The organism is Streptomyces sp. NPDC054872, from assembly GCF_053610705.1.
The window spans coordinates 37,389-63,106 of record NZ_JBSGYY010000040.1 but is presented as its reverse complement, the minus strand read 5'-3'; the positions used below and the strand labels follow the sequence as shown (position 1 = coordinate 63,106).

General features: G+C 70.7%; 27 protein-coding genes. 15 read left to right on the top strand and 12 right to left on the bottom strand.

Annotated elements, in window-relative coordinates; translation table 11 throughout:
* The first annotated feature begins 76 nt into the window (after positions 1-76).
* Positions 77-1,054, top strand: a complete 978-nt coding sequence (locus tag ACWGIH_RS35305; protein WP_453449702.1) for an MBL fold metallo-hydrolase — start codon at positions 77-79, stop codon at positions 1,052-1,054.
* Between the two features lie 231 nt (positions 1,055-1,285).
* Here ACWGIH_RS35305 and ACWGIH_RS35300 read toward each other — a convergent pair whose 3' ends face one another.
* Entirely contained in the window at positions 1,286-2,179 is an 894-nt protein-coding gene (locus tag ACWGIH_RS35300; protein ID WP_453449703.1) for an MmyB family transcriptional regulator, read from the bottom strand.
* 189 nt (positions 2,180-2,368) lie between these two features.
* Between ACWGIH_RS35300 and ACWGIH_RS35295 the strand changes: the two genes are divergently transcribed.
* The 4 genes from ACWGIH_RS35295 (at position 2,369) to ACWGIH_RS35280 (ending at position 5,682) form a co-directional block, all read left to right on the top strand.
* A complete protein-coding gene (locus ACWGIH_RS35295; RefSeq protein WP_453449704.1) occupies positions 2,369-3,148 on the top strand; it encodes a helix-turn-helix domain-containing protein in 780 nt (259 codons plus the stop codon).
* A 71-nt stretch (positions 3,149-3,219) separates the two neighbouring features.
* Positions 3,220-3,924, top strand: a complete 705-nt coding sequence (gene fabG, locus ACWGIH_RS35290; protein WP_453449705.1) for a 3-oxoacyl-ACP reductase FabG — start codon at positions 3,220-3,222, stop codon at positions 3,922-3,924.
* A 193-nt stretch (positions 3,925-4,117) separates the two neighbouring features.
* A complete protein-coding gene (locus tag ACWGIH_RS35285; protein WP_453449706.1) occupies positions 4,118-4,987 on the top strand; it encodes a Gfo/Idh/MocA family protein in 870 nt (289 codons plus the stop codon).
* Positions 4,984-5,682 carry a hypothetical protein gene (locus ACWGIH_RS35280; RefSeq protein WP_453449707.1) on the top strand — a complete coding sequence of 233 codons (699 nt, stop codon included), beginning with the start codon at positions 4,984-4,986 and terminating at the stop codon, positions 5,680-5,682. The genes ACWGIH_RS35285 and ACWGIH_RS35280 overlap by 4 nt, the downstream gene beginning before the upstream one ends.
* Before the next feature lie 65 nt (positions 5,683-5,747).
* On the opposite strand, the gene ACWGIH_RS35275 is transcribed toward ACWGIH_RS35280, so the two are convergent.
* Positions 5,748-6,971 (bottom strand): erythromycin esterase family protein, encoded by a 1,224-nt coding sequence (locus tag ACWGIH_RS35275; protein ID WP_453449708.1) that lies wholly within the window; start codon positions 6,969-6,971, stop codon positions 5,748-5,750.
* Positions 6,972-7,029: 58 nt separating this feature from the next.
* On the opposite strand from ACWGIH_RS35275, the gene ACWGIH_RS35270 reads away from it, so the two are divergent.
* The 3 genes from ACWGIH_RS35270 to ACWGIH_RS35260 all read left to right on the top strand — a co-directional run bounded on the left by ACWGIH_RS35270 (position 7,030) and on the right by ACWGIH_RS35260 (position 9,766).
* Positions 7,030-7,743 carry a TioE family transcriptional regulator gene (locus ACWGIH_RS35270; RefSeq protein ID WP_453449709.1) on the top strand — a complete coding sequence of 238 codons (714 nt, stop codon included), beginning with the start codon at positions 7,030-7,032 and terminating at the stop codon, positions 7,741-7,743.
* A 196-nt stretch (positions 7,744-7,939) separates the two neighbouring features.
* A complete protein-coding gene (gene ppk2, locus ACWGIH_RS35265; RefSeq protein WP_453449710.1) occupies positions 7,940-8,917 on the top strand; it encodes a polyphosphate kinase 2 in 978 nt (325 codons plus the stop codon).
* A gap of 42 nt (positions 8,918-8,959) precedes the next feature.
* The gene (locus tag ACWGIH_RS35260) at positions 8,960-9,766 is read left to right on the top strand and encodes a PIG-L family deacetylase (protein WP_453449711.1); all 807 of its coding nucleotides are present in this window, start codon (positions 8,960-8,962) and stop codon (positions 9,764-9,766) included.
* A 49-nt stretch (positions 9,767-9,815) separates the two neighbouring features.
* Here the strand turns inward: ACWGIH_RS35260 and ACWGIH_RS35255 are convergent, their stop codons facing one another.
* Positions 9,816-10,670, bottom strand: coding sequence for an alpha/beta fold hydrolase (locus ACWGIH_RS35255; RefSeq protein WP_453449712.1), 855 nt, complete (start codon positions 10,668-10,670; stop codon positions 9,816-9,818).
* Positions 10,671-10,819: 149 nt separating this feature from the next.
* Here ACWGIH_RS35255 and ACWGIH_RS35250 point away from each other — a divergent pair, with 149 nt between their 5' ends.
* Positions 10,820-11,164, top strand: coding sequence for a VOC family protein (locus ACWGIH_RS35250; protein WP_453449713.1), 345 nt, complete (start codon positions 10,820-10,822; stop codon positions 11,162-11,164).
* A gap of 13 nt (positions 11,165-11,177) precedes the next feature.
* On the opposite strand, the gene ACWGIH_RS35245 is transcribed toward ACWGIH_RS35250, so the two are convergent.
* Both ACWGIH_RS35245 and ACWGIH_RS35240 read right to left on the bottom strand, forming a co-directional pair.
* Complete coding sequence (locus ACWGIH_RS35245) at positions 11,178-12,719, bottom strand: hypothetical protein (protein ID WP_453449714.1); 1,542 nt, start codon at positions 12,717-12,719, stop codon at positions 11,178-11,180.
* Entirely contained in the window at positions 12,719-13,900 is a 1,182-nt protein-coding gene (locus tag ACWGIH_RS35240) for an FAD-dependent monooxygenase (RefSeq protein ID WP_453449715.1), read from the bottom strand. The genes ACWGIH_RS35245 and ACWGIH_RS35240 overlap by 1 nt, the downstream gene beginning before the upstream one ends.
* Before the next feature lie 216 nt (positions 13,901-14,116).
* On the opposite strand from ACWGIH_RS35240, the gene ACWGIH_RS35235 reads away from it, so the two are divergent.
* Positions 14,117-14,713: a hypothetical protein gene (locus tag ACWGIH_RS35235; protein ID WP_453691740.1), complete on the top strand. Its 597-nt coding sequence runs from the start codon at positions 14,117-14,119 to the stop codon at positions 14,711-14,713.
* Between the two features lie 14 nt (positions 14,714-14,727).
* On the opposite strand, the gene ACWGIH_RS35230 is transcribed toward ACWGIH_RS35235, so the two are convergent.
* Positions 14,728-15,147, bottom strand: coding sequence for a VOC family protein (locus tag ACWGIH_RS35230; protein WP_453449717.1), 420 nt, complete (start codon positions 15,145-15,147; stop codon positions 14,728-14,730).
* Between the two features lie 137 nt (positions 15,148-15,284).
* Complete coding sequence (locus tag ACWGIH_RS35225; protein ID WP_453449718.1) at positions 15,285-15,824, bottom strand: CGNR zinc finger domain-containing protein; 540 nt, start codon at positions 15,822-15,824, stop codon at positions 15,285-15,287.
* 124 nt (positions 15,825-15,948) lie between these two features.
* Here ACWGIH_RS35225 and ACWGIH_RS35220 point away from each other — a divergent pair, with 124 nt between their 5' ends.
* The gene (locus ACWGIH_RS35220) at positions 15,949-17,325 is read left to right on the top strand and encodes an MFS transporter (RefSeq protein ID WP_453449719.1); all 1,377 of its coding nucleotides are present in this window, start codon (positions 15,949-15,951) and stop codon (positions 17,323-17,325) included.
* Between the two features lie 62 nt (positions 17,326-17,387).
* Here the strand turns inward: ACWGIH_RS35220 and ACWGIH_RS35215 are convergent, their stop codons facing one another.
* Positions 17,388-18,077, bottom strand: a complete 690-nt coding sequence (locus tag ACWGIH_RS35215; protein WP_453449720.1) for a DUF2848 domain-containing protein — start codon at positions 18,075-18,077, stop codon at positions 17,388-17,390.
* 121 nt (positions 18,078-18,198) lie between these two features.
* On the opposite strand from ACWGIH_RS35215, the gene ACWGIH_RS35210 reads away from it, so the two are divergent.
* Together ACWGIH_RS35210 and ACWGIH_RS35205 are read left to right on the top strand one after the other, a co-directional pair.
* Positions 18,199-19,563 (top strand): MFS transporter, encoded by a 1,365-nt coding sequence (locus ACWGIH_RS35210; protein ID WP_453449721.1) that lies wholly within the window; start codon positions 18,199-18,201, stop codon positions 19,561-19,563.
* A gap of 61 nt (positions 19,564-19,624) precedes the next feature.
* Positions 19,625-20,431: a carbon-nitrogen hydrolase family protein gene (locus ACWGIH_RS35205; RefSeq protein WP_453449722.1), complete on the top strand. Its 807-nt coding sequence runs from the start codon at positions 19,625-19,627 to the stop codon at positions 20,429-20,431.
* 109 nt (positions 20,432-20,540) lie between these two features.
* On the opposite strand, the gene ACWGIH_RS35200 is transcribed toward ACWGIH_RS35205, so the two are convergent.
* From ACWGIH_RS35200 to ACWGIH_RS35185, 4 genes are all read right to left on the bottom strand, one after another.
* A complete protein-coding gene (locus ACWGIH_RS35200; protein WP_453449724.1) occupies positions 20,541-21,188 on the bottom strand; it encodes a GntR family transcriptional regulator in 648 nt (215 codons plus the stop codon).
* A gap of 281 nt (positions 21,189-21,469) precedes the next feature.
* The gene (locus ACWGIH_RS35195; RefSeq protein ID WP_453449725.1) at positions 21,470-22,072 is read right to left on the bottom strand and encodes a hypothetical protein; all 603 of its coding nucleotides are present in this window, start codon (positions 22,070-22,072) and stop codon (positions 21,470-21,472) included.
* Between the two features lie 49 nt (positions 22,073-22,121).
* Positions 22,122-22,700, bottom strand: coding sequence for a S1 RNA-binding domain-containing protein (locus ACWGIH_RS35190; RefSeq protein ID WP_453449726.1), 579 nt, complete (start codon positions 22,698-22,700; stop codon positions 22,122-22,124).
* Positions 22,701-22,757: 57 nt separating this feature from the next.
* On the bottom strand, positions 22,758-23,384 hold the full coding sequence (locus ACWGIH_RS35185; protein ID WP_453449727.1) for a hypothetical protein: 627 nt from the start codon (positions 23,382-23,384) through the stop codon (positions 22,758-22,760).
* 449 nt (positions 23,385-23,833) lie between these two features.
* On the opposite strand from ACWGIH_RS35185, the gene ACWGIH_RS35180 reads away from it, so the two are divergent.
* Positions 23,834-25,015 carry a hypothetical protein gene (locus ACWGIH_RS35180; RefSeq protein WP_453449728.1) on the top strand — a complete coding sequence of 394 codons (1,182 nt, stop codon included), beginning with the start codon at positions 23,834-23,836 and terminating at the stop codon, positions 25,013-25,015.
* A 120-nt stretch (positions 25,016-25,135) separates the two neighbouring features.
* Entirely contained in the window at positions 25,136-25,705 is a 570-nt protein-coding gene (locus ACWGIH_RS35175) for a hypothetical protein (protein WP_453449729.1), read from the top strand.
* Positions 25,706-25,718 lie beyond the last annotated feature (13 nt).

Below are 25,718 nucleotides of genomic sequence, written 5' to 3'. Positions count from 1 at the left end.
GCTCATGGCCGTTGCCATGGCGTCGTGTGCCCTACGCCACACGACGTGGGGAGTCATCTTCGGCAAGAATGCGCCGATGAATCTCCCCAACCAGCTCACCCCGATCCCGAACGCCGCCGGGCTGCACGTGTGGATGCCGTCCGGCGGCGGCAGTTGGGGATTCGCCAACTGCCTCTGGATCGTTTCCGGCGACGACGCCGCCCTCATCGACACCCCCTACGACGAGCCGCTGACCGACGCGATGATCCGGGCCGCCCGTCCGGTCCTCGGCACGCGACACGTGAGCACCGTGGTCAACACGCACGCCAACGGCGACCACAGCTGGGGAAACCACCTGTTCCCCGGCGCGGACATCATCACCACCCGCTCCGGCCACGAGCACCTGGCGCACGAGCCGACCCCCCAGGAGATGCACCACCTGCTGAACGAGACACCCCCCGACGGTGCGCTCGGCTGGTACCTGCGCCGTCACTTCGGTGTCTTCGACTTCCTCTCCGCCCGGGTGACCCCGCCCACGTCCACCTTCAGCGGAAAGCACGTCTTCACGGTCGGGGAGACGGAGGTCGAGCTCATCGAGGTCGGCCCCGCGCACCACGCGGGCGACCTGATCGCCCGGGTGGGCGACGTGGTCTGCGCGGGCGACGTCTTCTTCCCCGAGGACCATCCTCCGCACTGGTCAGGGCCGCTGCAGAGCGTCATCGACGCCAACGAGACCATTCTGGGCCTCTCGCCGCGGGTCATCGTTCCCGGGCACGGCGGGCTCAAGGGGCCCGGCGACCTGAGCGAGCACATCGACTACCTGCGCACCATGCAGAGCGAGATCCGGCTGCGGTTCGAGAGCGGTCTCACGGCCCGCGAGGCCATGGACGACATCTTCCGCCGTGGCCTCTACCCGCACCTCGGCCTCCCGGAGCGACTCATGATCGTCATAGCCCTCGAGTACGGGCACCTTCGGGCCGCAGGTCCCGACCACACCGTCATCGAACTCGCGCACAGCGCCGCCCAGTGGGCCTTCGACCAGCACACCGAACCCCGAGAGCTGCCGGTCGCCTGAGGCGTGCGGCCGTCCCCCCCCCCGGGCCAAGGCTCCCCTCTGCCAAGGCGGCACCCGACCATGCGTGGCACGGCCGGGGGCGACCGTTCCGGCTCCCCGAACACACACACCCGCTCTGGGTTCGGCGCACGAGGCGTGACCATCAAAGCGCGGCAGTCACGGCGGACGCAGCGCGCAAGCCCGCCGGGTCGGCCCCGGTTCCAACGGCCGGAATGAACCGGGGCCGCCGTTTCACTCAGCGGAACGGATGACCGGGTCGGGCTTGAAGACCAGCATCGTGAACCGTGCGCCGGGCGAGCCGAGCGGCATCGCCGTACACATGGTGACGTCGCCCACGCGCGAGGGAGCGTGCTGGTCACAGCACCGGTCCAAGGACGCTTCCTCGCCCGGACACCCGTACGCGTTGTACCGCATCTTGCGTGTGTCGCCGTTGGGGTGCACATAGGCGACATGCCGTGTCCGGTAGATGGGGCCCACCACCGGATCGGCGTCGACCTCCTGGTCCAGATCCTGCAGATCCGCGTTCTCCGGGTGGGTGGCCACGGCGGTGCGCAGCTGGGCGGTCAGCGGTATCGCCCACTGCGTCTGCCAATTGACCATGTGGTGCTCCCTGGTGTCCTCCCGCAGCAGCATGTAGCGCATGAGGTTCTGTTCGGGGAGCCCTGGGGGCGAGGTGTCTCCCGCGCGGCGCGGGAACATGCGGATGAAGTCGTCGTTGCAGGCGAGGACGTTCCACGCGACGTCGTTGACGTAGCAGGGCTGTCCCTTGATCCCCTCCACCGCCACTTTCCAGCCGGGCGGTACGTTCGTGCCGGCCAGTGGATCCTGCGGATGGGGCGGCTCGTGGCCCACGGAGTAGACGTAGAGCGCTATGCGCTCCCGCTCGTGCAGCTGCAGCACCTTGGACACCCGGTCGAGGAACTCGGGTGTGGGCGAGGCCATCTCGCCGCGCTCCAGCTGGGCGTAGGTCCGCTCCGACACGTAGAGGAGCTGTCCGACCTGTGCCTGCGAGAGGCCGGTGGAGCGGCGGCCACGTCCGGTGCGCGGGGGCCAGCCGAGGGTCGAGGGATCAACTTGTTTCCGCTTCCACTGCAGCAGTTGCCGCAGAGCCGCTTTGTTGTCCACCGTTCACCCCCTCCTGTGCCGACGACCGGCCCGGCCCGGCCCATATACCGGAAGAGAACCTTCCTGAAATTCGACGACAGGAAAAAACTGGTCCTGGTGGTGCGGGAGGGGCTGCCGCGACAATGACTCCTCAGATCCGACCGCGTTGCGGCAGACGCGGCGATCCACAGCTGCAAGGGGGAGTTCGCGTTGCAGACGCCCGCCGCCATGCCCTCGGAGTCCAGGGGTGGCTCCGTGGGGCGTACGCTCGCGGTCCTGCGGGCTCTGCATCAACTGGGCCCCGGGGCGCACCCGTTGACCTCCGTCGCCGCGCGGGCCGGCCTGCCTGCCCCCACCGTCCACCGCTACGTCCAGGCGCTGGTCGGCGAAGGGGCCGTGCAGCGGCAAGGGCCACGCGGCCACTACTCCCTCGTAGAGGCACCGCATCTCTTCTCCGGCTCCTTCTCGGACTCGTCCGGTCCACCGACCGGCACGGGGTCGGCTACTGTTCGCGCCGAACTGATCACACTACAGTCACGCACCGGGCACATCGCTCTGGCGTACGTACCCCTCCTCATCGGCACCCCGATGCGCATCCACGCCGAGCAGGCCCTGGGCGCCCACGCGCAGCAGTTGCACGCCACCCCGCACGCGATTCTCCAGACGTTGTGGCGCGCTCCGCTGGAGGCGGACCCGCCGGGGTGGGCGATCCAGGCGTGCCTCGGGGACGTCACCGCGGCGCGGCCGCAGCTCGCGCGCATCCGCCAGGACGGTTATGCCCTGGGGCCCTCGCTCCTGCTCGGCAGGGACGCCATCGCCGCACCCCTGTGGCGTGGTTCGGCCGTGGCCGGTGCCGTCAGTCTGCTGGCCACCCACAGCCAGGTACGCAGCCCCGCCGTCCGCAACCGCTTCATCGAGGCCGTGATGGACACCGCGGCCATGATCAGCCGTCAGCTGACCCGCTCGGGCGTCGCCGCGACCGCCGTCTGACCTGCCGCGACCCACCAGCCGTCATACCTGCTCCACCAGCACGTTCCACAGCACTTCGAGAAAGGCTCCTCGTGACCCGCTCCGTCCTGATCACCGGTGGCAACCGCGGCATCGGCCTGGCCGCCGCCCGCGCCCTGCAAGCGGCGGGCGACCGTGTCGCCGTCACGTACCGCACGGGTGAACCCCCCGAGGGGCTGTTCGGCATCCGGTGCGATGTCACCGACACGGACCAGGTGCAGGCCGCCTTCAAAGAGGTGGAGAACGAGCACGGTCCGGTGGAGGTCCTGGTGTGCTGCGCCGGGATCACCAGGGACAAGCTCCTCATGCGCATGAGCGAGGAGGACTTCACGTCCGTGCTCGACACCAACCTCACGGGCACGTACCGCGTGGTCAAGCAGGCCACCAAGCCGATGCTGCGCGCCAAGTTCGGCCGCGTCGTACTGGTTTCGTCGGCGGTGGGCCTGCGGGGAGAGAGCGGCCAGGCCAACTACGCCGCCTCCAAGGCGGGGCTCGTCGGATTCGCGCGCTCCATGGCACGCGAGCTCGGCTCCCGCAACATCACCTTCAACGTCGTCGCCCCCGGCCTCACCGAGACGAAGATGATCGAAAGCCTCACCGACGAGCAGCGGGAGAGCCTCGTACGGCAGATACCCCTGGGCCGCCTGGCCCGCCCCGAGGAGATCGCCGCCACCATCGCCTTCCTCGCGTCACCGGCGGCGAGTTACATCACCGGTGCTGTCATTCCCGTGGACGGCGGTGGCGGCATGGGGCACTGACATCCGCGCGCCGCCGGGAACCGGGGGGCCTTGATGGGGGAGGGTGGCCCGGGGGGTGATCTGCGTCTGGATGAGGGGTGGTTGGCTCATGTACCAAGGAGACAAGCCAAGGCAAGCAGAGCAAGCCCATCGGGCAGAGCAACCAGCACAAGCAGAAGAAGCGGCACAAGCAGAGCAAGCCGATCCGTACGAGATGGTCGACATCAAGGTGGCGCTCGTCGGCTTCGGCGAGGCGGGGCGACAGCACCTGCAGGCCCTGGGCGGCACGGTCGGCGCGTGTCCCGTGGCGGTGGTCGAGGACGACCGGGAGGCTGCCGCGGTGGCCAGGTCCGCCGGCCTGGAAACGCGCGACATGGGCCAGGTCCTGGGCGACGAGTCGATCCGCCTCGTCGCCCTGTGCCGCCCCCCTGAGCACCGACGCCAATGGCTCAGGCCCCTGGTGGCGGCAGGAAAACACCTCCTCCTGGACGTGCCTGCGGCCCAAAGCGCCCACGAGCTGTGCGAGTTGCTGTTCCTGACCGAGCGGGCCGAGGTACTGGCGGGCGTCATGGCGCAACACCGCTTCGCGCTGCCGAAGGACATCTGGCACGGAGACCCGAACCGGTTCGCCGGCGCCGAGGCGAACCTGCTGGTCTCCCGCACCGCAGGCGTGCACTACCTCGACCTCGCCTGCCAGATCCTGGGCACGCCACGCGAAGTGAGGACGCCTGCCCAGGGCGTTGGAGCACCGGACGCCGACGTCCAGGCAGCCGCGTATGTACGATTCGAGTCGGGTGCCCACCTCACGCTCACCGTCACGGACCCGACGAGTCCCGTCAGCGAACGGCTTTCGGTGCGGGGGGCCACCGACTGGATCGACATCCAGGCGGGGGCCGTCAGCGGCGAGGTGGCAGGACTGCCGTTCTCCCGCCCGGCACGTCCTTCCATGCTGCTGCGTACCGCCGTCTACCAAGAGATCACGGACGCGGTACGAGGAGAGCGGCGATTGGATCTGGCGGGGCTGAGACGCAGTACCGGAGTGATGCGCGTGCTGGATGTCCTGTCACACGAGGGGTGCTCTTGAGCGCCCGGGTGGTCGAGGCCTGGAAGCGGATCGAGACGTGGCTGCGTGCTCACGCCCCGGCGTCCGCCGAGACGATCCTTCCCCCGGTCGACGAACAGGTCCTCACCGCTGCCGAGGCCCAGTTGTACGTCGCGCACGGGCACGGTTTTCCCGAGGAGCTGAAGGCCTTGTGGCGCATGTGCGGCGGTGTGGAGTGGGTCGATGTCGAGGGGGACGAAGACGGCGACCTGTCGGCCTACGACTTCCTCGATTACGTGCTGTTGGGGCCGGATGACGCGGTACAGGCGCGCGGGACGTGGGAAGCCCTGGCCGGTGGCCCGGCGGGCGGGGCGCCGCGTCCGGTGGCGGACTGGGTTCCCTGGCTGGGGGCGGACAACGACGCGCCCGACAGCGGCCTGTACATCTCACCGTCGGGAGTGGGGCGTTGGGCCGATTACGAGGGTGTGGAACTTGGCGGCCCGACGGAGCTCTCGTCGGTGGCGGAGTACCTGGAGGCGGTGGCTGACGCCTTTGAACACGGCACGGGCACGCTGATGTCGAGGCCGGAACCCAACCGGCATGTGCCCGGGGTCGTGGGGGGAGCGCTGATATGGGCGCACATCGACCACCCCCATGGAATTCCGGACGGCTGGCAGCCGATCCACCCACTCCCCGGGAACTGCCGCGATGGGTCTCAGGGACCAAGGCCCTGCTGAGCGCATGACGGCCGGGTCGTACCGCAAGCCCCCTCGGCACGCCACATGTTGATCAGGGACGGGAGTCAGCTCCGCCGGACGTCGCGGAGGAACACGAGCCCGTCGATCCCGGTCAGCTGGGCCGGGTCGAGCGGGGCGTAGCCGAACCAAGGGGATACGCGGGGCGCGGGCAGTGTGTCCCCGAGGGCGGCGGCCAGTCGCGGGGCGTCGACGACAAGGCGGTCCGCGGGGAGCGCGTGGAGCAGTCCTTCGACGGTGTCCGGCGGCGGGGCGTCCACCCCCTGATGCGGGAGCGTGCCGAGGGCCGTGGCCACGAAGGCATACCCCTCGCCTTCGCCCAGGCGGGAGTTGACGAGTGCGCCCGCGCTCCACCACTGGAGCAGCGGCTGGTCCCACATGCGCATCGTGCTCATGTCCCGCTGGAGATGACTGTTGTGGGCGTGGACGAGCGTCGGGCCCCGTTCGGCGAGGGCGAGGAGATTGTGGGCCATCATCTGGTCCCGCAGGCCCACCAGGCGGGCCATGCGGCTCGGTGAGGTGTCGGCCATCCAGTGGTGGTAGCGCAGCAGGCCGGTGGCGGTGCGCCCGTACATGCGGGCCCGGTCCCAGTCGTCCCGTGAGGTCACCGCGATCAGGTGCGGGGTCTGCGCGTCGAGCAGGGCCACGAGATCGTCGGCGAGCACCCGCAGCTCCTTCGCCTCGTCCGTCTGCCCTACGGACTGGGCCGGGTCCATCATCGCGGCGGGATCGACCCACTGGTCGTCGTCGCCGAGCAGGTCGTCGAGGGTCTTCGCGGTGCAGGGCAGCAGGCCTGGGTCCACCAGGTGGGCCGAGAGGTAGGCGTGGAGCGAGGTGACGGCCTGACGTGGGCTCGCGGCGTGGGTGATCTCCAGCGGGCCGTCGAAACCGGCGAAGCGGATTTGCTCGGAGGTGGGTCGGCCGACGTTGAACGCCCTTGCCCAGCGCACGAGTTCACGGTTGGCCGCGGAGGCTCCCAACCCCAGTTCGGCGTGGCTGAAGCCGTGCTCCATGACCTCGTCGAGGGTGCCCGTGCCGGAGGTGACGTAAGCGTCCACGAGCAGGCCCGCCACGCAGTCACTCTCGATCGCGATCGTCCGGTAGCCCTCTTGCTCGACGAGTTGCCGGAAGAGCTCGTTGCGCAGTTCCAGCAGCGTCTCCTCGCCGTGGGTGGGCTCGCCCAGGGCGAGCACCTGCGGCCGTGTGCGGAGGAGCCGCATGACACTGGCGGCCTCGACTGCATGCGTGGTGTCTTTGATGTCCGTCGTCATGCCTTAAACGCTATCGTTGAACACTCGGTTGAAACTTTTCTGCGGTGATGGCGGGTTCATGGGGCGAAACCTTAAAAACGGGGAGCGGCTGAGGCCGGTTGACCTGGCGCGCGGGCACGGTCTGTCGACACAGGCGGTCAGGAACTACGAGGAGGCCGGCATCCTCCCGGCCGCCGATCGCACCCCGCACGGTTATCGCACCTACACCGCCCTGCACGCACGGGCCCTGCGCGCGTTCCTCGCCCTGGTGCCGGGCCACGGCCACCAGACGGCGACGTCGATCATGCGGGCCGTGCATCAGGACGCGTTCGACGAGGCGTTCCGCCTCATCGACGAGAGCCATGTGCAGCTCCTCGAGGACCGCCGGACTCTTCAGGCGGTGGAGCGAGCACTCCGCGACCTGGAGCCCGTGCCGGTGTCCGGGACCGGGCCCGCAGGCATGCTCGTCGGCCCGCTCGCCCGAAAGCTCGGTATCCGGCCGGCGACGCTGCGCAAGTGGGAGCTGGCCGGTCTTGTGCACCCGCGGAGGGACCCGCGGACCGGCTACCGCGTGTACGACGAGGCGGACATACGCGACGCCCGGCTGGTGCACCAACTCAGGCGTGGCGGCTACCTGTTGTCGCAGATCGCCCCGCTGATCACCCAAGTACGTGCCGCCGGCGGCCTGGAACCCCTGGAGGCCGCACTGAGCGACTGGCGCGACAGGCTGACCGGCCGTGGACGAGCCATGCTGACCGGCGCCGCCGAGCTGGAGGCATACCTCGGCGGATGAGCGTGAGCGCGGGCGGCACCGGACGTCGGCGTGCCGGAGTGTGTCGCGTTGAGGCCGATGGGTGTACGACGGGAGGTGCGGCGAGAGCCTTCGGGCGGCTGGAAGACCTGCGGCGATGTGGAGACAGGGCACTCCGGGGTATATGGCGATTTCAGCGGAGCAGCGATCGATGCGGGTAGAAAGGTGGCACAGGCCGATGAGAGGAGACGGTGTGGCGTCGGACGCGGACGACAAGGACGGGGAGAGTCTGCTGGACGGGCTCTCGGTTGACGAGGCCCGACCGGAGCGCCCGGTGCTGCTCGACGCGGAGGGGGAGCCGCTGCGGACCTGGCAGGAGAACTACCCCTACTCGGTGAAGCTGAGGCGCAAGGAGTACGAGCGCCAGAAGCGGATCCTGCAGATCGAGCTGCTCAAGTTGCAGAGGTCCGTACGCGAGCAGGGCCGGCGCATCGTGGTCGTGTGCGAGGGGCGTGACGCGGCGGGCAAGGGCGGCACGATCAAACGCTTCACCGAGCGCCTGAATCCCCGCGGAGCCCGCATCGTGGCGCTGGACAAGCCCACTGAACGCGAAGCGGGCCAGTGGTACTTCCAGCGCTACGTCGCGCAACTGCCGTCCGCCGGGGAGATCGTCTTCTTCGACCGCTCCTGGTACAACCGGGCCGGCGTGGAGCCCGTCATGGGTTTCTGCACCCCACGGCAGCACGAGGAGTTTCTGGAGCAGGTGCCGCTGTTCGAGAAGATGATCACCGATGACGGCATCGTCCTGGTCAAGTTCTGGTTCTCCGTCTCCCGGGCGGAGCAACGCACCCGCTTCGCGATCCGCCAGGTCGATCCCGTACGTCAGTGGAAGCTCTCACCCACGGACCTCGCCTCGCTCGATCTCTGGGACGCCTACACCCGCGCCAAGGTGGAGATGTTCCGTTCCACGGACACCGTTCATGCGCCGTGGTCGGTGATCAAGTTCAACGACAAGCGCCGGGGGCGCCTCGAAGCCATGCGGCATCTGCTGTTGCGCGTCGACTACGAGTCGATGGACAAGGACGCGGTGGGGGAGGCGGACCCGCTCATCATCGGCCCGGCCGACACGCTGCTGGAGGCGGACGAGGACCCGACGGACCTGTCACCCAGCCGCCTCGCCGACAACGGGCGGGTGGGCCCCGGTCAGCACCCGTGAACACCCGCCGCCCGACACCGGCCTCACCGGAAGGCGAAGGACTTGCCCGCCGCCACGACCGCCGCCACGCCCGCACCGACGCCCGCTCCGAGTCTGCTCGCGGTCTTCGCCCACCCGGACGACGAGTCACTGTCGGCGGGCGGAGTCCTCGCCCGCCACGCAACGGCGGGCGCCCGCACCGCAGTTGTCACGGCGACCTGGGCCGCGGACACGACGCGAGCCGACGAGCTGGCCCAGGCTCTGCGGATCCTCGGCGCCGGTCAACCGCGCATGCTCGGCTATGCCGACGCGCGCGTGCCGCTGTCGGCTCCGGGCGCGGCACGGTTCTGTGACGCGCCGATCGACGGGACCGTGCACGAACTGGTCGCTCACATAAGGCAGTTCCGCCCGCGGATCGTGATCACCCACGATGCCTACGGTGGTCTTCCCGGCCACCCGGACCACGTGCACACACACCGCGTGACCATGCTCGCGTGCCAGGCGGCGGGGCTCGAGCGCCTCTACCCCGACGCGGGTGCTCCCTGGCAGCCGAGGGCCCTCTACACGGCCACGCACCCGCACTCGGCCGTGCGGGAGTGGGGCGGACGCCTGGCCGCGGCAGGCAAGGCCACGCGGACCGTGCCGGACGAGTGGGTCACCGCAGCGGTCGACGTCAGGCCGTGGCTGGAGCAGAAGGTGGCCGCGGTGCTGGCTCACCGTACCGAGGTGGAGCGCGGGGCCGTCCCGGGGCTGATCGCGGGCCTCGCGCCGTCCGACCGGGAACAGCTGCTCGCCACCGAGTGGTACATCCGCCACGAACTCATCCCCGACCGGAGGGCGCAGGCCATGCAGACGGAGCTGATGGCCTGAGCGTCAGACGTAGCGCAGAGGTCAGCCCGCGACGCAGGCGTACGGTCCCTCAGCGCGCCGCGAGTCCCGCGAGCAGCTGAGCGGCCGGCTTCGGGTGGACGAGCCAGCGCAGGTGGCTTCCCTCAAGGGTCGCCACGTCGAAGGGGTTGTCGGGGGTGAGCGCGTCGCCCTCGCGGATCATGCGGTCCTGCATGGCGAGCGGGATGCTGGCGTCGTCGGCCAGGCGTACATAGGTCTTGGGAATGCGGCCCCACGTGGCGGCCTGCGTCCGGTCGGCGGACGTGCCGGCATCGAGGTTCTCGTCGGGCTGGAAGGTGTTCAGGAAGGTACGGAACTCCTCGTCGGTGAGGTCGGCGGCGAAGGCTTGCTTGAGCGCGGCGTACGTCGCCGGGTCGGCCGTCCGGAAGTTGACCCGGAGCAGGCCGAGCTCCGCCGGGTTCCCGACGAGTGCCGGAGCGAAGGCTCCCGGGTCGACGCCGGCCATCTCCGGCTGGGCGTAGTAGTCGTTGACATCCAGGTCGACGGGGCACCAGGCGGAGACGTAGGCGATCCGGTCGACCAGGTCGGGCCGGGCGTTGCCGACCGCGGTGAGCGTGATGCCGCCCCTGCTGTGACCGACGAGGACGGTCGGCCCGTGCTGCTTCGCCCGCTCGAGCACCTCGATCACGCGCGCGGCGTTGTCGGCGAGAGTGACCCCCTTGATGCTTCCGGGCTCCTGTGTGAGCGCGTCGAGATCCTGCGGCGCCTGGTAGGCCGCGGCGTACGTCGCCTCGAATCCGTGCCCCGGGAGGTCGACCGCGACCGAACGATGCCCGAGGAGACCGAGCTCGGCCTGCAGCGGCGCGAACGAGAACGAGTTGGCGAAGGCGCCATGTACCAATACGTATGTCGGCTGATTTCGCATGCGGGTAGCCTCCAACAGAATGATCTTCGGAACAAGCACGAATCGGATACTTCGTGCTGCCGTCCGGCCCGCCGCGCAACCGCGCGGAGCGGACCCGCCGCGTACGCGAGGGGCCTTCGCGCGGAGGCCCCCGTGCATAGCATGGCCTCATGACCGTAGATCTGTTCGCGGGCATTCCCGTCCGCGACTACACGACGGCGGTGGCCTGGTACGAGCGACTGCTCGGCGAGCCGCCGGCCTTCCTGCCCAATGACACCGAGGCGGTGTGGGAACTCGCCGAACACCGTTACGTGTTCATCGAGGTGCGGCCCGAGCACGCCGGGCACGCCCTGCACACCGTGTTCGTCGGGGACTTCGACGCGCGCATCTCCTCGATCGCCGAGCGGGGCCTGAAACCGGACACGCGCGAGACGTACGCGAACGGGGTCCGCAAGGCGACCTTCCGTGACCCGGACGGCAACGAGATCGGATTCGGCGGCGGCCCGACGGAGTGAGGGAGACGGACCGTCAGTTCTCTCGACCGGCCGCCGATGTGTCGGCGCACAGGTACGGACGCGCCAGAAGCAGCGCCGTGCCGGTCAGGAGGATGCCGAAGTAGACCGGCGCGAGATGGATGAGGTCGGTGTAGTGGATCGTGCCGTGCACGACGACGGCGGGCAGGAATCCCGCGGCCGCCGCCACGGCCAGGCTCCAGAACACCCAGGACTCGCCGCGCCGCCAGCCCCACGCGCTGAGCAGCACGACCGCCACCGCGGCGGACATCAGGGCGCCGCCGAACCCCGCCCGGTCGTGGGCCAGGAAAGGCACCAGCCGGGGATTCACGGTTTCCAGGGTGTGCCTGTCGGTGCCCAGGAAGGTCAGGTCGGTCGGGACGAAGACATCGGTCAGGCCGACCACCGAGATCACCGCCCCGCCGACGAACAGTCCCGCACCCGTCAGAATCATCAACAGCTGTCCGACCAGGGCCCGCCTGCGCTCCGGCTCCGGCCCCTCCGGTGTCAGGCGCCACCGTGGCGCGTGCGGGGCGCGGCGGACCCCGGCGACGAACATCGGGAACAGCACGAGGGCGGTGGCCGTGTGCAGAGGTTCCACGAAGCCGGTGGCCAGGAAGTAGAACAAGGTGGGGAAGCCGATGGCCCCCGAGAGCAGATACACCTCGCGGGCCCAGGGCCAACCGCGGCGGATACCGCCCACGGCGAGGCCGGTGTAGAGGGCGCCGATGGACACCATCGTCCCGGCCATGGTGATCCGGTCGTGCTGGAGGAAGTGCACGAGGTGGTGGTTGGCCGCGTGCAGTTCGTGCAGCGTCATGCCGAGGTAGTCGCGGTCGTACCAGAGCAGCACCGGGCCGAGCGTGATCGCCGCGGCGCCGAGCCCGGCGCCCGTCATGCCGATCCCGACGAGCAGCGCCCACCACCAGGCGGGCCAGCGGCGCGGATCGCGGCCCACGTCGCGCAGCGCAGGAGCGGATGCCGTGGGCGTGGCGGCCTCGGTGACCCGCGCGAACCAACCGGGGCCCGCGGCCACGAGCACTGCCGGCCGGGCGAGTACGACGGTGTCAGGGTCTTCGAGCGCAGTCGCCGCCGCTGAGACCGACGGGTCGCACACGTGCATGACGTGCGGGTCGCCGCCGCCGGTGAACCCGTCGACGTACGGCTTGAGCTCGGCCTCGGCCTCCGGGTCGCAGGCCCCGACGACCACCGGGATCGAGCGGCCAGCGGCGGCATCGCGCACGGTCGCCACGTCAGCCGCCGAGACGGGAGCCACCTCGACGACGCCGGCCCCCAGCGGGGACATGGCGCGGACCGTGTCGCGGGCGAGCGCGGGCGGGACGGTCATGCCCATGCGGACGGCCACGGGCACGCCGGCGATCTCACCCGCGAGCCGCCGCGGCGGATGGCGGTGGCCGAACCCCCGGGCGATCAGTCGCGCACCGGCGGGGCGGGAGCCGATCGAGGCCAGTATGCGCAGGGCGGTTCGCTGCGAACGCCGCAATCCGAGGACGGCGGCTGCCGCGCCACGCAGCGGCTGATAGGTCCAGTCCGGCATCAGCGGTTCTCGTTCCCTGTCGCGCTCTCCCGGTCCCCGGGCGCGGTCCAGCCGAGAACCGGCGTCATGGAACGCAGCGTCACCCGCGTCGGCATCAGCCGGGCGGCGGTGTCCCGCAGCAGCACGGCAGGCGGCCAGGAGAGCTGGCCCAGGGTGCCGAGCCGTGCGGAGCGGCGCGTGATGGCCTTGGTCCGAGGGCGACGCAGGTGGTCGTACGAGCGAAGGGCGGCGGCCACATCGGAGGTGCCGTCGAGACAGTGGGCCAAAGTGACCGCGTCCTCCAGGGCCTGGCACGCGCCTTGTCCCAGGTTCGGGGTCATGGCGTGGGCCGCGTCGCCGAGGAGTGCGACGCGGCCGCGGACGAAGGAGGGCAGCGGCGGCAGGTCGTACAGGTCGTGGCGGAGCACCGCGTCCGCGGGGACCGCGGCCAGGAGGGCGGGGATGGGGTCGGGCCACGCCCCGAAGCGGCGCAGCAGCTCCTCGTACTCGGACGTGTCGGCGGTCGTTCCCGCGGGCAGCGAAGCGGTCGCGAAGCAGTACATCCGCCCGCCCGGCAACGCCGTGTAGCCGAACCTCTCCCCGAGACCCCAGGTCGCCGCGCCCTCGGCGGGCGGCTCCGGCAGGGGCTCGGTGACCATGCGCCAGGCGGAGTATCCGGCGTAGCGCGGGCCGGCCGCATCGGGCCAGAGCGCACCGCGGACCGCACTGCGCAGCCCGTCGGCGCCGATCACGAGGTCGGGCCGGGATTCGCCGCCGGGGTGCCCGACGACCAGTCCGTGGTCGTCGTCGCGGACCGAGGACACCTCACTGGCCGGCCGCAGGCTGTCGGCGGGCAATGCCTCGGTCAGCGCCCGCAGCAAGTCCGCGCGGTGCAGGACCACCAAGGGGTGGCCGAAGCGCCGGGTCAGCTCCGCGGTGTCCGTACGGGAAAGCCAGCGGCCCCGGCGGTCGCGTACGCCGCCGGTCGCCTCGACGGCGCCGAGAGTCCGGACGGTGTCGGCCAGGCCGAGCACGTCGAGCGCACGCAGCGCGTTCGGCCACAGGGAGATGCCGGCGCCGATCTCGGTGAATCGCGGGGCCCGCTCGAGGACTTCGACGCGCCAACCGCGCTGGTGCAGGGCGATGGCAGCGGCGAGGCCGCCGATCCCGCCGCCGACGATGGTCGCGGCGCGCTGCGGCATGGTGTTTCCTCGCTCTGGGTTCGGGGCGCCACCCCGGTCAGGTGGCCGTGGATCCGGCCGGTGCCCGGGCGGCGAGCCATGTGGCAAGTCCGGCTGAGCAGCGCCTTATAGCAACATGTCGACAGGGGCCTGTCAACGTGACGAGGAGCGGATCGACCGGCTCCGGCACCTGCGTGCGAGGCGGGGCCGGCATGGTGCGATTCTTGCGAAATGGGCGTGGACATCGAAGTGCTGATCGTCGATCGGGACCGGGTCGTGGCGGCTCCGGCGGGCGAACGAGGCGAACTTTTGCGGGAGGCCGCGTTCGGAGACGAGGCAGATCTCGACGAGGAGGGGTGGATTTGGCCGTCGGCAGCGGACGCCGACTGGTACGGCAGGTACGCCTTCGCCCGCACCCTTGGCTCCTACAAACCGCACTTCTGGGCAGGGGAACGCTGGGAGCACGTCCGGGATTTCGCCGGGCCGGACCTGCGTTCCGCCGTGGACCGCTTCGTGGCCGCATTGTTCTGGGAGGGCCTGGAGTACGTGGCCGACCCCGCCGAGACGGCCGGGAGCCTTCCCGAGCGGGAGTGCCCTTGGGACGTGAACGCGCTGATGTGGCGGCCACCGCAGGACATCGCGGCGATCAAGGGATTCTGGGAGCGGACGGCCCCGTCCCTGCACACCCTGCGCGAGCCGTTCGCGCGGCACGCGGCAACGCCGACCGGCTGGATCGGCGACTTCGACTCCTTCGCCGAGCTCCTAAGGGAGTGGGGCGAGGTGGTCACCGAGGCCGACCGCCGGGGCTGGGCCATCGTCGGACTCCGCGGCTGACCGACGCCGGCACCTCAGCGGGTCGGCGTGGGCCGGTCCGGGCGGGGGCGATGGGCGCGTACGTCCACGGGCCGTCCGTCGGGGTCCTGAGCCGTCATCGTCCACTGCGTGGGCAGTGTCGCGATGGGGCCGACCGGCCACCCGGCACCAGAGACGCGCTCGCGAACCGCACACAACTGCGCATGAGTTCCCACGCGCAGCCCCCAACCCGCCTGGCCCAGGGGGTCAAGATCGGTGGTCGGCGCGGCTGTGGTCTCGACGATCATCAAGTGATCGTTTCCGCCGACGTCGAGGACCGCGATCCGAGGATCGGACGAGGTCGCCGCACGCTCGAAAGCGAGCGTGGCGCCGAGCAATTCCGTGTAGTACGACACGAGTTGGTCGAGGCCGGTCGTGGACAGAGTCAGGTGATTGATTCCGAGGAGGTCGGGCATGGTCGGGCAACTGTAGTGCAGTGCCGGGGCGGTCGCAGGTTCCCTGGGGCCGGGACAGCTACCTGTCCGAAGCCAGGAAAGGGCAGGCGCGGCGGGCGCGACAGGAGTCCGCAGGCGGCTAGGGCGGCTGAGACGGCTCAGTTCGTCTGGCGCTGACGGGACGCGTAGGACCGGGACTTGTTGCGGTTCCCGCACACCTTCATCGAGCACCAGCGGCGGCTGCGGTTCTTGGACACATCCCAGAACACCCAGCCGCAGGTGTGCTCCGCGCACCGCTTGAGCCGAGGGGCACTCCCGGTGGTGACCAACTCGCTCCACGCGATCGCCAGCGCGGCCAGGGGCCCGCGCTCCGGGGGCAGCCCCGGCGCCGGGGTCAGGTGGCCGCGCGTGGTGACCAGTACCGGATGCTCGGCCAGTACGCGGTCGGCCGCGGCGAGCAGTCGGGGGTCGGGGGTGTCGCCCACGTGGGCGCCAAGGACCTCGCGGATGCCCGCGCGAAGGGCCACGTAGCGCGCGTGGTCGTCGGCGGGGATCTCCTCGGTCGCGTCGAGCAGGCCACGGCCCTTGAGCCAGCCGGACAGGTCGGCCGGGGTGGCGATCTCGTCGCTCGCCTCTTCCACGTCGACCGTGTTGGCAAAAGCCTCGACCAGGACGGCTGAAGCCGGCGGTTCCAGCATCGCGTGTCACCTCCCGCGGGTTCTCGCCATTCTACCGCCTAAGCGTTTTACCGGTTGCGAACGTCGGGCCGTGTGCGACAGAGTGGTCTCACCGGCTAAAGCGTTAGATGGTTAGGGGATGGTCATGGCCACGGCGGTGCCCGAGCGAACGGACGTCGGCAAGAGCTTCGGCAAGCGCTTCGGGACGTCGAAGCCGAAGGACCGCCACCGCTCCCCACGAGACCCCGGTCGACGCAGAACCCCGCAAGACCCCCACCGACGCAGAACCCCAAAAGATGCCGGTCCTCGCAACACCGCCGTCCTGGTCGGTTTCACCGCCGCGACCAACCTCGCCGACGGCGTGATGAAGATGGCGCTCCCGCTGCTCGCCGCCGAGCTCACCGGTTCGCCCGCGCAGGTCACCGCCGTCTCGCTGACCCTCACCCTTCCCTGGCTCCTCGTCGCCCTGCACATAGGCGTGCTCGTCGACCGGTTCGACCGCCGGTGGCTGCTCTGGGGTGCGAGTGCCATGCGGTTGGCCGCCATGGGCTGGCTCACTGTCTCCGCCGTGACCGGAGGGATCACGCTCGGGCAGCTCTTCACCGCCGGAGCGGTCCTCGGTGTTGCCGATGTCCTGGCATCGACCTCCGGCTCCGCGCTGGTCCCGGCCGCCGTACCCGAGGCGGGGCGTGAGCGTGCCAACACCTGGATGGTGGGGGCCGAGACGGTGGGGCAGGAGTTCGCCGGGCCTTTCGTCGGCGGTCTGCTGCTGGCCGCCGGGACGGGTCTCGCGCTGGGGCTGATCAGTGCCTCGTACGCCGTCGCCGCCTTGGCCCTGCTTCTGCTGGTGGGTCGTTTCCGGCCGGACGCGCCCGCCCCGGACGCGGTGCCTGTCCCGGTCAACAGCCGCATCGCCGAGGGGCTTCGCTTCCTCTGGCATGACCGGCTGCTGCGCACGCTCTCGGTGGTCGTCGCCGTGCTCTCCGCCGTCTGGGGCGCATGGCTCGCGCTCATGCCGCTCTACGCCAAGCAGGCCATGGAGCTCGGCCCGAAGGAGTACGGCATCCTGTTCAGCGCCCTCGGCATCGGAGGGCTGGCCGGGACGGTGGCCGTGTCCTGGGTGAACCGGCTGCTCGGCGCGCGACGGGCGATGTTCGCGGACCTGATCGGCACCACCGCGATGGTGGCGTTGCCCGCCCTGACCACCAGCATCTGGGCGGTGGCGGCCGGCGCCTTCCTCGGCGGCATGGGCGGCACGCTCTGGTCGGTCAACGCCCGCACCATCACCCAGCGCATGGTCCCCGACGGGATGCTCGGCCGCTACGGCGCGGCAGCCCGGCTCTTCAACTTCGGCGCCATGCCGCTGGGCGCGGCCCTGGTGGGCCTCTTGGCCGAACTGGGCGGCATGCGCCTGGCTTTCGGGGTGTTCGCGGTGGCCACGGCGGCGACGCCGGTGCTGTTCCTGAGGAACGTCACCCCGGCCGCTCTGGACACCCGCAAAGAACCCGTGCCGGTGCCCTGACGGCGACGTGCGCTGACGCATCCATAACCGCCGCCGCCTCCGCCCGCCGCGGGCGCGCACGCTCAGCCGATGGGCTCCGGCAGCGGAACCACCTGGTAGGCGAGCCGGATCGTATTGCCGGTGGCGGGGTCGCCCAGCTCCACGCGCCACCCCTCGGCGAACTGGTCCACGCCCTCGGCCATGGGGATGGTGCCCGAGATCAGGACGGTGCCCGGAGTCAGGTTGCCCCGCTCGCGCAGTACGCCGGTCCAGTAGCCGGGCGTGAGGAGTTCGGCGAGCGTGCCGTGCTGGATCTCGGTCTCCCGGCCGTCGGCGTGGGTGACCCAGGCGCGCAGGGTCAGTTCGTCGATGCGTGACTCGACGTCGCTCAGGAGCCAGGCCTGGCGGGCCAGGACATCGGGAGCCGCGTTCTTGCTCCAGGCCACGCCGTGGACCTCCAGGTCGCGGTCGGTGTGGTCGCAGGCGGCGGTCAGCAGCAGTTCACCGCCGTCCGCGACGACCAGCGCCCACTCGGCCTCGCCCGAGGTGTGTGCGTGCGGGGCGGCGACCCGGTCGGTCTGCTGGGCGAGGTAGGGCGAGACGGGGTAGAGGGCCGGGGTCACCGACGGTGCGGGCACCCCGAGTTGGGCGAGTTCGGCGACGTGCGCGGCGACATCGGCCTGCCTGCGCCCGGCGTATCCGGCGTTGAGCACCTGCACGACGTCGACGTCACGGACGGAGCCGTCGGGCAGTTCGAAGGTCAGCACGGCCATGGGCACTCCAAAGGGGTGGGTCTCGACACGGTCAACTTCTGGCGCGGGGGTTGCGCATACGACCTGTATACAAGAAGTATGCCGGAAGGTCGATGTCCCCTCGACGCAAGGATCGGGAAGCATGCAGCACACCCCACAGGGCCCACCGGCGGTCGCACCGGACCGCCCCGGCATCCGCCGGGCCTTCTTCGCCAGCCTCACCGGGACCGCTCTGGAGTGGTACGACTTCGCCGTCTACTCCGCCGCCGCGGCCCTCGTCTTCGGCGACCTCTTCTTCCCCTCGGAGGACCCCCTCACCGGCACGCTCCTGGCGTTCTCCACCTACGCCGTCGGGTACGTCTCACGCCCGCTCGGCGGCTTCGTCTTCGGCCGCCTCGGTGACGTCATCGGCCGCAAGAAGGTCCTCATCGCCACCCTGGTCCTCATCGGCGCGGCCACGTTCCTGATCGGCGTCCTGCCCACCTACGGCACGGCGGGCATCATCGCCCCCATCGGCCTGGTCCTGCTGCGGTTCGCGCAGGGCGTCGGGGTCGGCGGCGAGTGGGGCGGGGCCGTCCTGCTGTCCAGTGAGTTCGGTGACCCCCGCCGCCGCGGCTTCTACGCCTCGGCCGCCCAGATCGGGCCGCCCGCCGGAAACCTCCTGGCCAACGGCGTGCTGGCCGCCCTGGGCGTGCTGCTCACCGAGGAACAGTTCCTGTCCTGGGGCTGGCGCGTGGCCTTCCTGCTCTCGGGCGCGCTGGTCGCCTTCGGCCTGTGGATCCGGGCGAAGCTGGAGGAGACCCCCGTCTTCAAGGCGATGGAAGCCGAGGAGTCCCGGCCGCAGGCCCCGATCCGGGAGGTCTTCACCACCCAGCCCCGCGCCCTGTGCGCCGCGATCCTCAGCCGGGTCGCCCCCGATGTGCTGTACGCGATGTTCACCGTGTTCGTCCTCACCTACGCCACCGACGAACTGGGCATGACGCGCGGCTCCGCCCTGACCGCCGTCCTGGTCGGCTCCTCCCTGCAAATCTTCCTCATCCCGCTGGCCGGGGCGCTGTCCGACCGGGTCAACCGGCGTCTGCTGTACGGCGTTTCCGCTCTCGCCGCAGGGGTGTGGCCGTTCGTCTTCTTCCTCGTGGTCGACGGCGGCAGCTGGTTCCTGCTGGTGTGCGGTGTCGTGGTGGCCCTTGCCATCCACTCCTTCATGTACGGCCCGCAAGCGGCGTTCGTCGCCGAGCAGTTCTCACCCCGTCTGCGGTATACGGGGTCCTCGCTCGCCTACACCCTCGCGGGCCTCATCGGTGGAGCGGTGGCCCCACTGCTGTTCACCGCTCTGCTCAGCTCGTACGGCAGTTGGGTCCCGCTGGCGCTCTACCTCGCCGTCGCGGCTGCCGTCACCCTCATCGGTCTCTGTCTGGGCAGGGACTCCGCCCACGCCGAGAAGGAGGACGAGCTGCTCGCCGGTACGGTCGCACCAGAGGCCGCTCCGGCAGCTCGTGTCCCGTAACACGAAAGAACAGAGCCAAGCACCCTCCCGACGTTCCCCCGACTCCGAAAGGCAGCCCACCGTGCGCATCGCGCTGAGTCAGCTGACGACCGGCCCCGAGCCGGACAAGAACCTCGCCCTCATCAAGGAATGGACCTCACGTGCGGCGGATACCGGCGCGGACGTCGTCGTCTTTCCCGAGGCGTCGATGGCCTGCTTCGGCACGCCGCTGGCACCGCTCGCCGAACCCCTGGACGGACCCTGGGCCAACGCGGTCCGCGCCATCGCCGAGGCAGCCGGCATCACCGTCGTCGCGGGCCTCTTCACCCCGGCCCCCGACGGCAGGGTCACCAACACCCTGCTGGCCACCGGACGCGGTGTCGAGGCGACGTACGACAAGATCCATCTCTACGACGCGTTCGGCTTCGCCGAGTCCGACACCGTGGCCGCCGGATCGCGTGTGGTGACCATCGACGTGGACGGCGTACGCCTGGGCCTGGCCACGTGTTACGACGTGCGGTTCCCGGAGCTGTTCCGGGCCCACGCCGACGCGGGGGCCACCGCGACCCTGCTGGCGGCCTCCTGGGGTGCGGGCCCCGGCAAGATCGATCAGTGGGAGCTGCTGGTGCGGGCCCGTGCCCTGGACGCCACGCTGTGGGTCGCGGCCGTCGACCAGGCCGACCCCGCCGCGGCCGGGGGAGGGGCGACCGGCGGCGCGGCGCCCACCGGAGTGGGGCACAGCATGCTCGTCGGACCTGACGGGACCGTACGCCGTCGACTGGGAGCAGAGCCCGAACTCACGGTGGTCGAGGTGGACGCCGACGAGGTCGCGGCCGTCCGCAAGAACATCCCGGTGCTGGCCAACCGGCGGCTGGGGGAGCCGCGCTGAGAGGCCCGGGCCCGCAATTCCCTTTTCCCGCCGGGCCGTTCGGCAGCAAGGCTTCCGCCTGAGCCACGGCCCGGCAGGGAGAGGCCCGAAGCCCCGCAACCGCGCCTGCTTATCCGGCGAGCAGCACCTTCAGGGTCGACTCCAGGTGACTGTCGATGGCGGCGCAGGCTGCCTGCGCGTCACCGGCCGCGAGCGCGTCCACGATCGCACTGTGCTCGTCGAGCACCGCTTCCTGGCGGCCCTGCTGGTTGTAGAGAGCCACCACACCGGCCCGCACCTGGCGGCTGCGCAGCCCTTCGTAATGCCGGTCGAGCAGGGTGTTGCCCACGGCCGACACGAGTGAGGAGTGGAAGAGGTGATCCACGTCGATGAACTCTTTGGCCTGGTCCGGTCCGCTCAGCGCACGCTGCCGCTCCAGGCACGCGCCCAACTCCCGCACCGGCGCCTGCCCCGTGCCGATGACGTGCTGCGCCGCGTACCGCTCGACGATCCCACGGAGTTGCATCAACTCGGTGATCTCGCGACCGGACAGCGGCGCCACCCGCGCCCCGCGCTTGGGCACCAACTCGACGAGGTCTTCGGCGGCCAGCAGAAGCAATGCCTCGCGGATCGGGGTGCGCGAGACTCCGATGCGATCGGCGATGTCCTGCTCGGAGAGGAACTCGCCCTGCATCGCCGGGTCCGTCAGCACCGTCTCCTTGAGGTACGCGTACGCCTTCTCCCGACCCGAAGCCACCACTACCCCCAGAGATCGCATACACCTTGTATACGGAAGTTACCACGGTGCTTGCGTCCCGGGCCCGATCGGAGAGGAAGAATCACCTCAACTGGCGCCCCTGAGCGTGATTTGGGCGGCCAAAGCCGGGAACGCCGCACGAGAGGGTTCCCAGGCCCTCCGGGCACCGTCCCGAACAGGGGGGCTCCCGCACCCCTGGGTGCCTGTCGAGGGAGTGCGTCCCGTCGGGGGAGAGGGGAGCTCGCCCGCGCGGGGCGCACGCTGTGGTCCTTGTGCGAGGCGGGCCCTCACGGCGACCGCGGTCAGTAGGGGCCGCCCCGGAAGTACATGCTCCGGTGATCTCGGGGCCGGTCACCTCGCTCATGCGCGGCATCGGAGCGGTCCGCGGGTGCCGATCGCTCGGCCAGTGCTCGCAGCGTGCGCAGACCGGCAAGGACGTCGGCACGATGCTCCGACCTCTTCATCCATGAGGGCAGCCGCGCGAACATCGCTCTGGTCGGCCGCTGCCCGGCACGCTCGCGCAAGTGGGCGCCGATGTAGGCGGACAACGCGTCGACGTGCTCTTCGTCGTAGGCCCACAGGACCCGGCCGACGCAGCGGGTCTGCAGCCAGAGCGGCTGCCGGAAGAACGGGTCCTCGCTGCCGCCGAGTACCGCACCGACCAGGCCGGCGCCGCGCACCTCGGGTTCCCAGTCGGCGACGGCCCCGCACCCGCCGCAGGCCAGACGCCTCGGCTGGAAGGCGAGCTCGGTGGAGGACCGAGGCGCCGGGAGCCCGGGCCGGGGAACCACGACCGCACGGCCGCGGCATGACGGGCAGACCACCAGCATGCGGCCGGCGAAGTGGGGCAGCGGCGGCCCGGTGTCCAGGTGACGGACCGGTTCACTCCCCGAGGCGGAATTCATGACCACACCCTCGCAGCTTCGAGTGACGTACGACGGACCGGCCGGCCCGTCACCCGGGAGGGGAGGCCTGGCGCAGGGACAAGGCCAGCCGGCGGCGTTCCCGGTCGATCTCGGTGGCGACGACGGAGATCTCGTCGCCGACCCGGACCACGTCCTCCGGGCGCTCCACCGGCGTCCACGTGAGTTCGGTGAGGTGGACCAGCCCCTCGATGCCGTCGGCAACCCGTACGAAGGCCCCGAACGGGACCAGCTTGGTGACCCGCCCCTCCAGCCGCCCACCTACCGCCGTGCGGTCGGCGAACTCCTGGAAAGGGTCCGGGCGCAGCGCCCGCAGGGACAGCCTGGCCTCCAGGTTCCAGTCGTCGAACTGGAGGAATTCGCAGGCGACGCTCTGCCCGACCTCGACGACCTCCTGCACCGCTTCGATGCGGCGCCAGGACAGTTCGGGGACGGTGATGAAGCCGACCCCGGGGAAGACGGGGTGTGCGGGGCCGTCGTCCAGCGCGACGAACACCCCGAACCGCTCGATGGCCGCGACCCTGCCGGTGAGGATCTCGCCGAGGCGCAGCGATTCCAGGTATGCCCAGAGCTCTGGGTTCTCGGACCGGCCCATGCCGTGGGGGTTCACGGGTGGGGTTCCATGGTGTGCGGGTTCATGCTGCCTGGGTCCGTGCCGTTATGCGGCTCAGCCGGAGACGGGGACGGCCAGCGGGTCGAGTTCGCAGCGAGCGACCGAGGCGGCCAGGCCCTCGCCGCCGATCTCGATCCGGGTGGTCTTCTTGCCCTTTCCGGACACCTTGACCTCCTCGCTCTCCTCGATGACCGTGACGCCGTCCGCGTCCACGAAGGTGACCGACACCCAGAAGCGGCCCGTCTTCGCGTTGCCGTTCGAGACCTTGACCGTCGCGTACGGGGCCTTCTCGGTCGCGCACGTCACCAACTTGACCTTCGCGTTGTCCAGTTGGCTGCCACCGGAGGAACTGGAGGAGCCGGAGGACGTGGAGTCGTGAGTCGGCGGTCGGTTGTAGGAGCCGCCGCTGGTGCTGCTCCCGGCGCCGCTGCTGCCGTACGCATCGTCATCGTCGTCGTAACCAGAACCCGATGTCGTCGACCCCGATGAGCCGGATGACCCGGAGCTGCTCGACGACGAGCTGTCGTGGTCCTGACTCGAACTGCTGCAGCCGCCCCCGCCACCCCCGCCACCGTGGCGACTGCCACCGCCGTGACCGCGCCCCGTGCTGAAGCCGGTCAGCGCGAGCGCCGACAGCACCAGTACGGCTGTGACCTTGAGTGTGTTCCCCCGATTGCTCATGTGATCACTCTACCCGTGGCCGCCGACAACTCCCGTCGGGGCAGCGCCTGTTCACCTTTGCTGTCAATTGCGAACACAGTGCCTCACGGTGGGCGGCGAGCAGCCGAGTGCCTCGGCGGCCTGCCGCTCGGGAGGTCGACCGTATAGCGCAGGATCAGGCCGCACGCACGGCGGGGCCGTGTCCGCAGAACCGCAGCACCTCGCGCGCGGCGACATGGGTGGCGGCCTGCTCCTCGTGTCAGCAACCCGACCGTGGTCGTACGGGTGTACGTCGGGTCCGGTCCTCGGCCTGGGTGAGGTCCACCTTGGGCCCGCGGAAGGTGCCGGCAGGGGCCGGTCCAGCTGCGCCGGGCGGCTCCTTCCGGTGGCGGGGCGGAGGAAGCGTGCATAGAACGGGAGACACGATCACGTGCGGGACGAGGACGTCCCGCTGGAATGGAGAAGCGAAAATGGCCGCTGAGTCATTCTCTGCCGCGGGCGACACTTCCGGGACCGGCGAACCTCTGGTGTCGACATCGCTTCACTGGGGCACCGCACAGCTCGGCGCCCCACCTGCCCACCCGCCCGCCCCGTGGCCGCAGGAACTCGACCACGACACCCAGGACGTGCCGCCCGAGCGAGCCGCGTACGCCGACGACGACGGGCCCCCGCGAGAGGCGCCCGGCACCGACGGCGCACCCTCGGAACAGGTGGCGCCCAGCCTCCACGACGACACGGTGGAAGAGCTCATACGCGTCGCCGTGGTGTCCAGGCCCCTGGACGACGTCGTCGACCTCGTCACCCTCCTGGAGCAGTCGCCTGACGGCGTGACGACCGCCGCCTCGGTGCTTCGCCTGGCCGCCGTCGCTCGCTCCGTCGACGACGTCACCCGCCTGGTGGAACTGCTCGGCCCGCCGGAACACCCGGCCGACCACATGGACGAGGCCATTCGGCACGCCGCCGAGGAACGGCCCGTCCCGGAGGTGAGCCGTCTCGTCCATCTGCTGTCCCGCCCGCCGCACGACGCGCACAGCAGCGCCGAAGCGGTGCACGCCGCCGGCACGACCAGGTCCGTCGAGGACCTGATGCAGTTGATCGGCAGCCTCAGGGAGCACAAGGAAGCCGACAACCCCGAGGCCAAGGCCCCGGCCGCGCCGCTCGCGCCGCCCGCCGGCGCCGCGGGTCAGCCCGCACAGGCCCCGGCCGCCGAGGCCACGCAGGACACGGAGGCCGCGACGGCACAGGGCAAGACGCCCCTGCTGTGGCTGCGTCGGACGGCGGGCGTGCTTCTCCTGATCTGCGCCGCGGCGCACTTCCCGGTGAACTGGTCCGACGCGTCCACCGTCGGCCTCTTCGCCGCCCTGGGAGTCGCCGCCGTCTGCGCGCTGGCGGGCGTGGCACTGTGCCTGAGCGCGTCGCCGATCGTGGCCCTGGCGGGCGCGTTGATCGCCGGTGCGCTGACCGTGGGCCACCTGGTGGACGACCGGGTCAATTCCACGACGCTGGCCTATGTGTTGCGGCCCGACGGGGTGACAGCGCCGATCCCGACGCTGACGGCGGTGGCCGCTACGCTGGCCGCACTGCTGGTCGTGGCGCTCACGGTCGCCGGCCTCAGGGCCGCGGGCAACCGGAACGCGAACCCGCGCCTGTAGGTGCGGAGGGAAGGTGCTCGCGCTCCCCGGTGACAGCCGGTGAGCGCGAGCACGGCGCCGGGCCGGGGGTCACGGCCGACGCCGTGCCGGACCGTGCCGCACCGCATCGAGGATCAGGCTTTGACCCCGCACTCCCTGGCGTTCTACGTCGACGTCGTCACCACCGGCACCGTGCTCGGCGTGGGCCCCACGAGCTCGCCCGAGCGGGTCACCGGGGTGCTGGGTCCGGATTTCGCCGAGAACGTCTTCGGGCGCGGCAGCATGTGCCGTGACTACGGCCTCGCCGAGTTCTTCTGGGACCGCGCTTCGGCCGAACACCCGTGGACGGGCCACCACTTCACCCTGCAGGTGCACAGACTCGCCCACCGGGACCGCACCCTCGCCAACGGGGTGCTCCGGGCCCGGTACGGGCGCTTCACGCCCAGGCTCCGGTTCGACAAGCTGCGACGCCTGCTGGACCGGCGCTGGGTCCCGCTGCTCGAGATCCCCGAACTCCGGGCGAACGCACCGTACTTCCGTACCTTCTGGCAGCCCGAATCGCGCGTGTCCGTTTCCGTCATCGGCACCTACGGCGAGTACAGCACGCCGGACAAGCTGCGCGTCGGTGACGTGTACAGCATCCAGGCCCCGCTGACGGCCGAGGAAGTGGAGTGGCGCAAGGGGCAGGGGCAGGGCGCCGGGCCGACGTGACGCTCGCAGGCGT

Excerpts from the sequence above, each read along its gene's own strand:
- ACWGIH_RS35305 (WP_453449702.1), top strand. The coding sequence starts at position 77 with ATGAATCTCCCCAACCAGCTCACCCCGATCCCGAACGCCGCCGGGCTG.
- ACWGIH_RS35285 (WP_453449706.1), top strand. The coding sequence starts at position 4,118 with ATGGTCGACATCAAGGTGGCGCTCGTCGGCTTCGGCGAGGCGGGGCGA.
- ACWGIH_RS35275 (WP_453449708.1), bottom strand. The coding sequence starts at position 6,971 with ATGACGACGGACATCAAAGACACCACGCATGCAGTCGAGGCCGCCAGT.
- ACWGIH_RS35270 (WP_453449709.1), top strand. The coding sequence starts at position 7,030 with ATGGGGCGAAACCTTAAAAACGGGGAGCGGCTGAGGCCGGTTGACCTG.
- ppk2 (WP_453449710.1), top strand. The coding sequence starts at position 7,940 with ATGAGAGGAGACGGTGTGGCGTCGGACGCGGACGACAAGGACGGGGAG.
- ACWGIH_RS35255 (WP_453449712.1), bottom strand. The coding sequence starts at position 10,670 with ATGCGAAATCAGCCGACATACGTATTGGTACATGGCGCCTTCGCCAAC.
- ACWGIH_RS35250 (WP_453449713.1), top strand. The coding sequence starts at position 10,820 with ATGACCGTAGATCTGTTCGCGGGCATTCCCGTCCGCGACTACACGACG.
- ACWGIH_RS35245 (WP_453449714.1), bottom strand. The coding sequence starts at position 12,719 with ATGCCGGACTGGACCTATCAGCCGCTGCGTGGCGCGGCAGCCGCCGTC.
- ACWGIH_RS35240 (WP_453449715.1), bottom strand. The coding sequence starts at position 13,900 with ATGCCGCAGCGCGCCGCGACCATCGTCGGCGGCGGGATCGGCGGCCTC.
- ACWGIH_RS35230 (WP_453449717.1), bottom strand. The coding sequence starts at position 15,147 with ATGCCCGACCTCCTCGGAATCAATCACCTGACTCTGTCCACGACCGGC.
- ACWGIH_RS35225 (WP_453449718.1), bottom strand. The coding sequence starts at position 15,824 with ATGCTGGAACCGCCGGCTTCAGCCGTCCTGGTCGAGGCTTTTGCCAAC.
- ACWGIH_RS35220 (WP_453449719.1), top strand. The coding sequence starts at position 15,949 with ATGGCCACGGCGGTGCCCGAGCGAACGGACGTCGGCAAGAGCTTCGGC.
- ACWGIH_RS35215 (WP_453449720.1), bottom strand. The coding sequence starts at position 18,077 with ATGGCCGTGCTGACCTTCGAACTGCCCGACGGCTCCGTCCGTGACGTC.
- ACWGIH_RS35210 (WP_453449721.1), top strand. The coding sequence starts at position 18,199 with ATGCAGCACACCCCACAGGGCCCACCGGCGGTCGCACCGGACCGCCCC.
- ACWGIH_RS35200 (WP_453449724.1), bottom strand. The coding sequence starts at position 21,188 with ATGCGATCTCTGGGGGTAGTGGTGGCTTCGGGTCGGGAGAAGGCGTAC.
- ACWGIH_RS35195 (WP_453449725.1), bottom strand. The coding sequence starts at position 22,072 with ATGAATTCCGCCTCGGGGAGTGAACCGGTCCGTCACCTGGACACCGGG.
- ACWGIH_RS35185 (WP_453449727.1), bottom strand. The coding sequence starts at position 23,384 with ATGAGCAATCGGGGGAACACACTCAAGGTCACAGCCGTACTGGTGCTG.
- ACWGIH_RS35180 (WP_453449728.1), top strand. The coding sequence starts at position 23,834 with ATGGCCGCTGAGTCATTCTCTGCCGCGGGCGACACTTCCGGGACCGGC.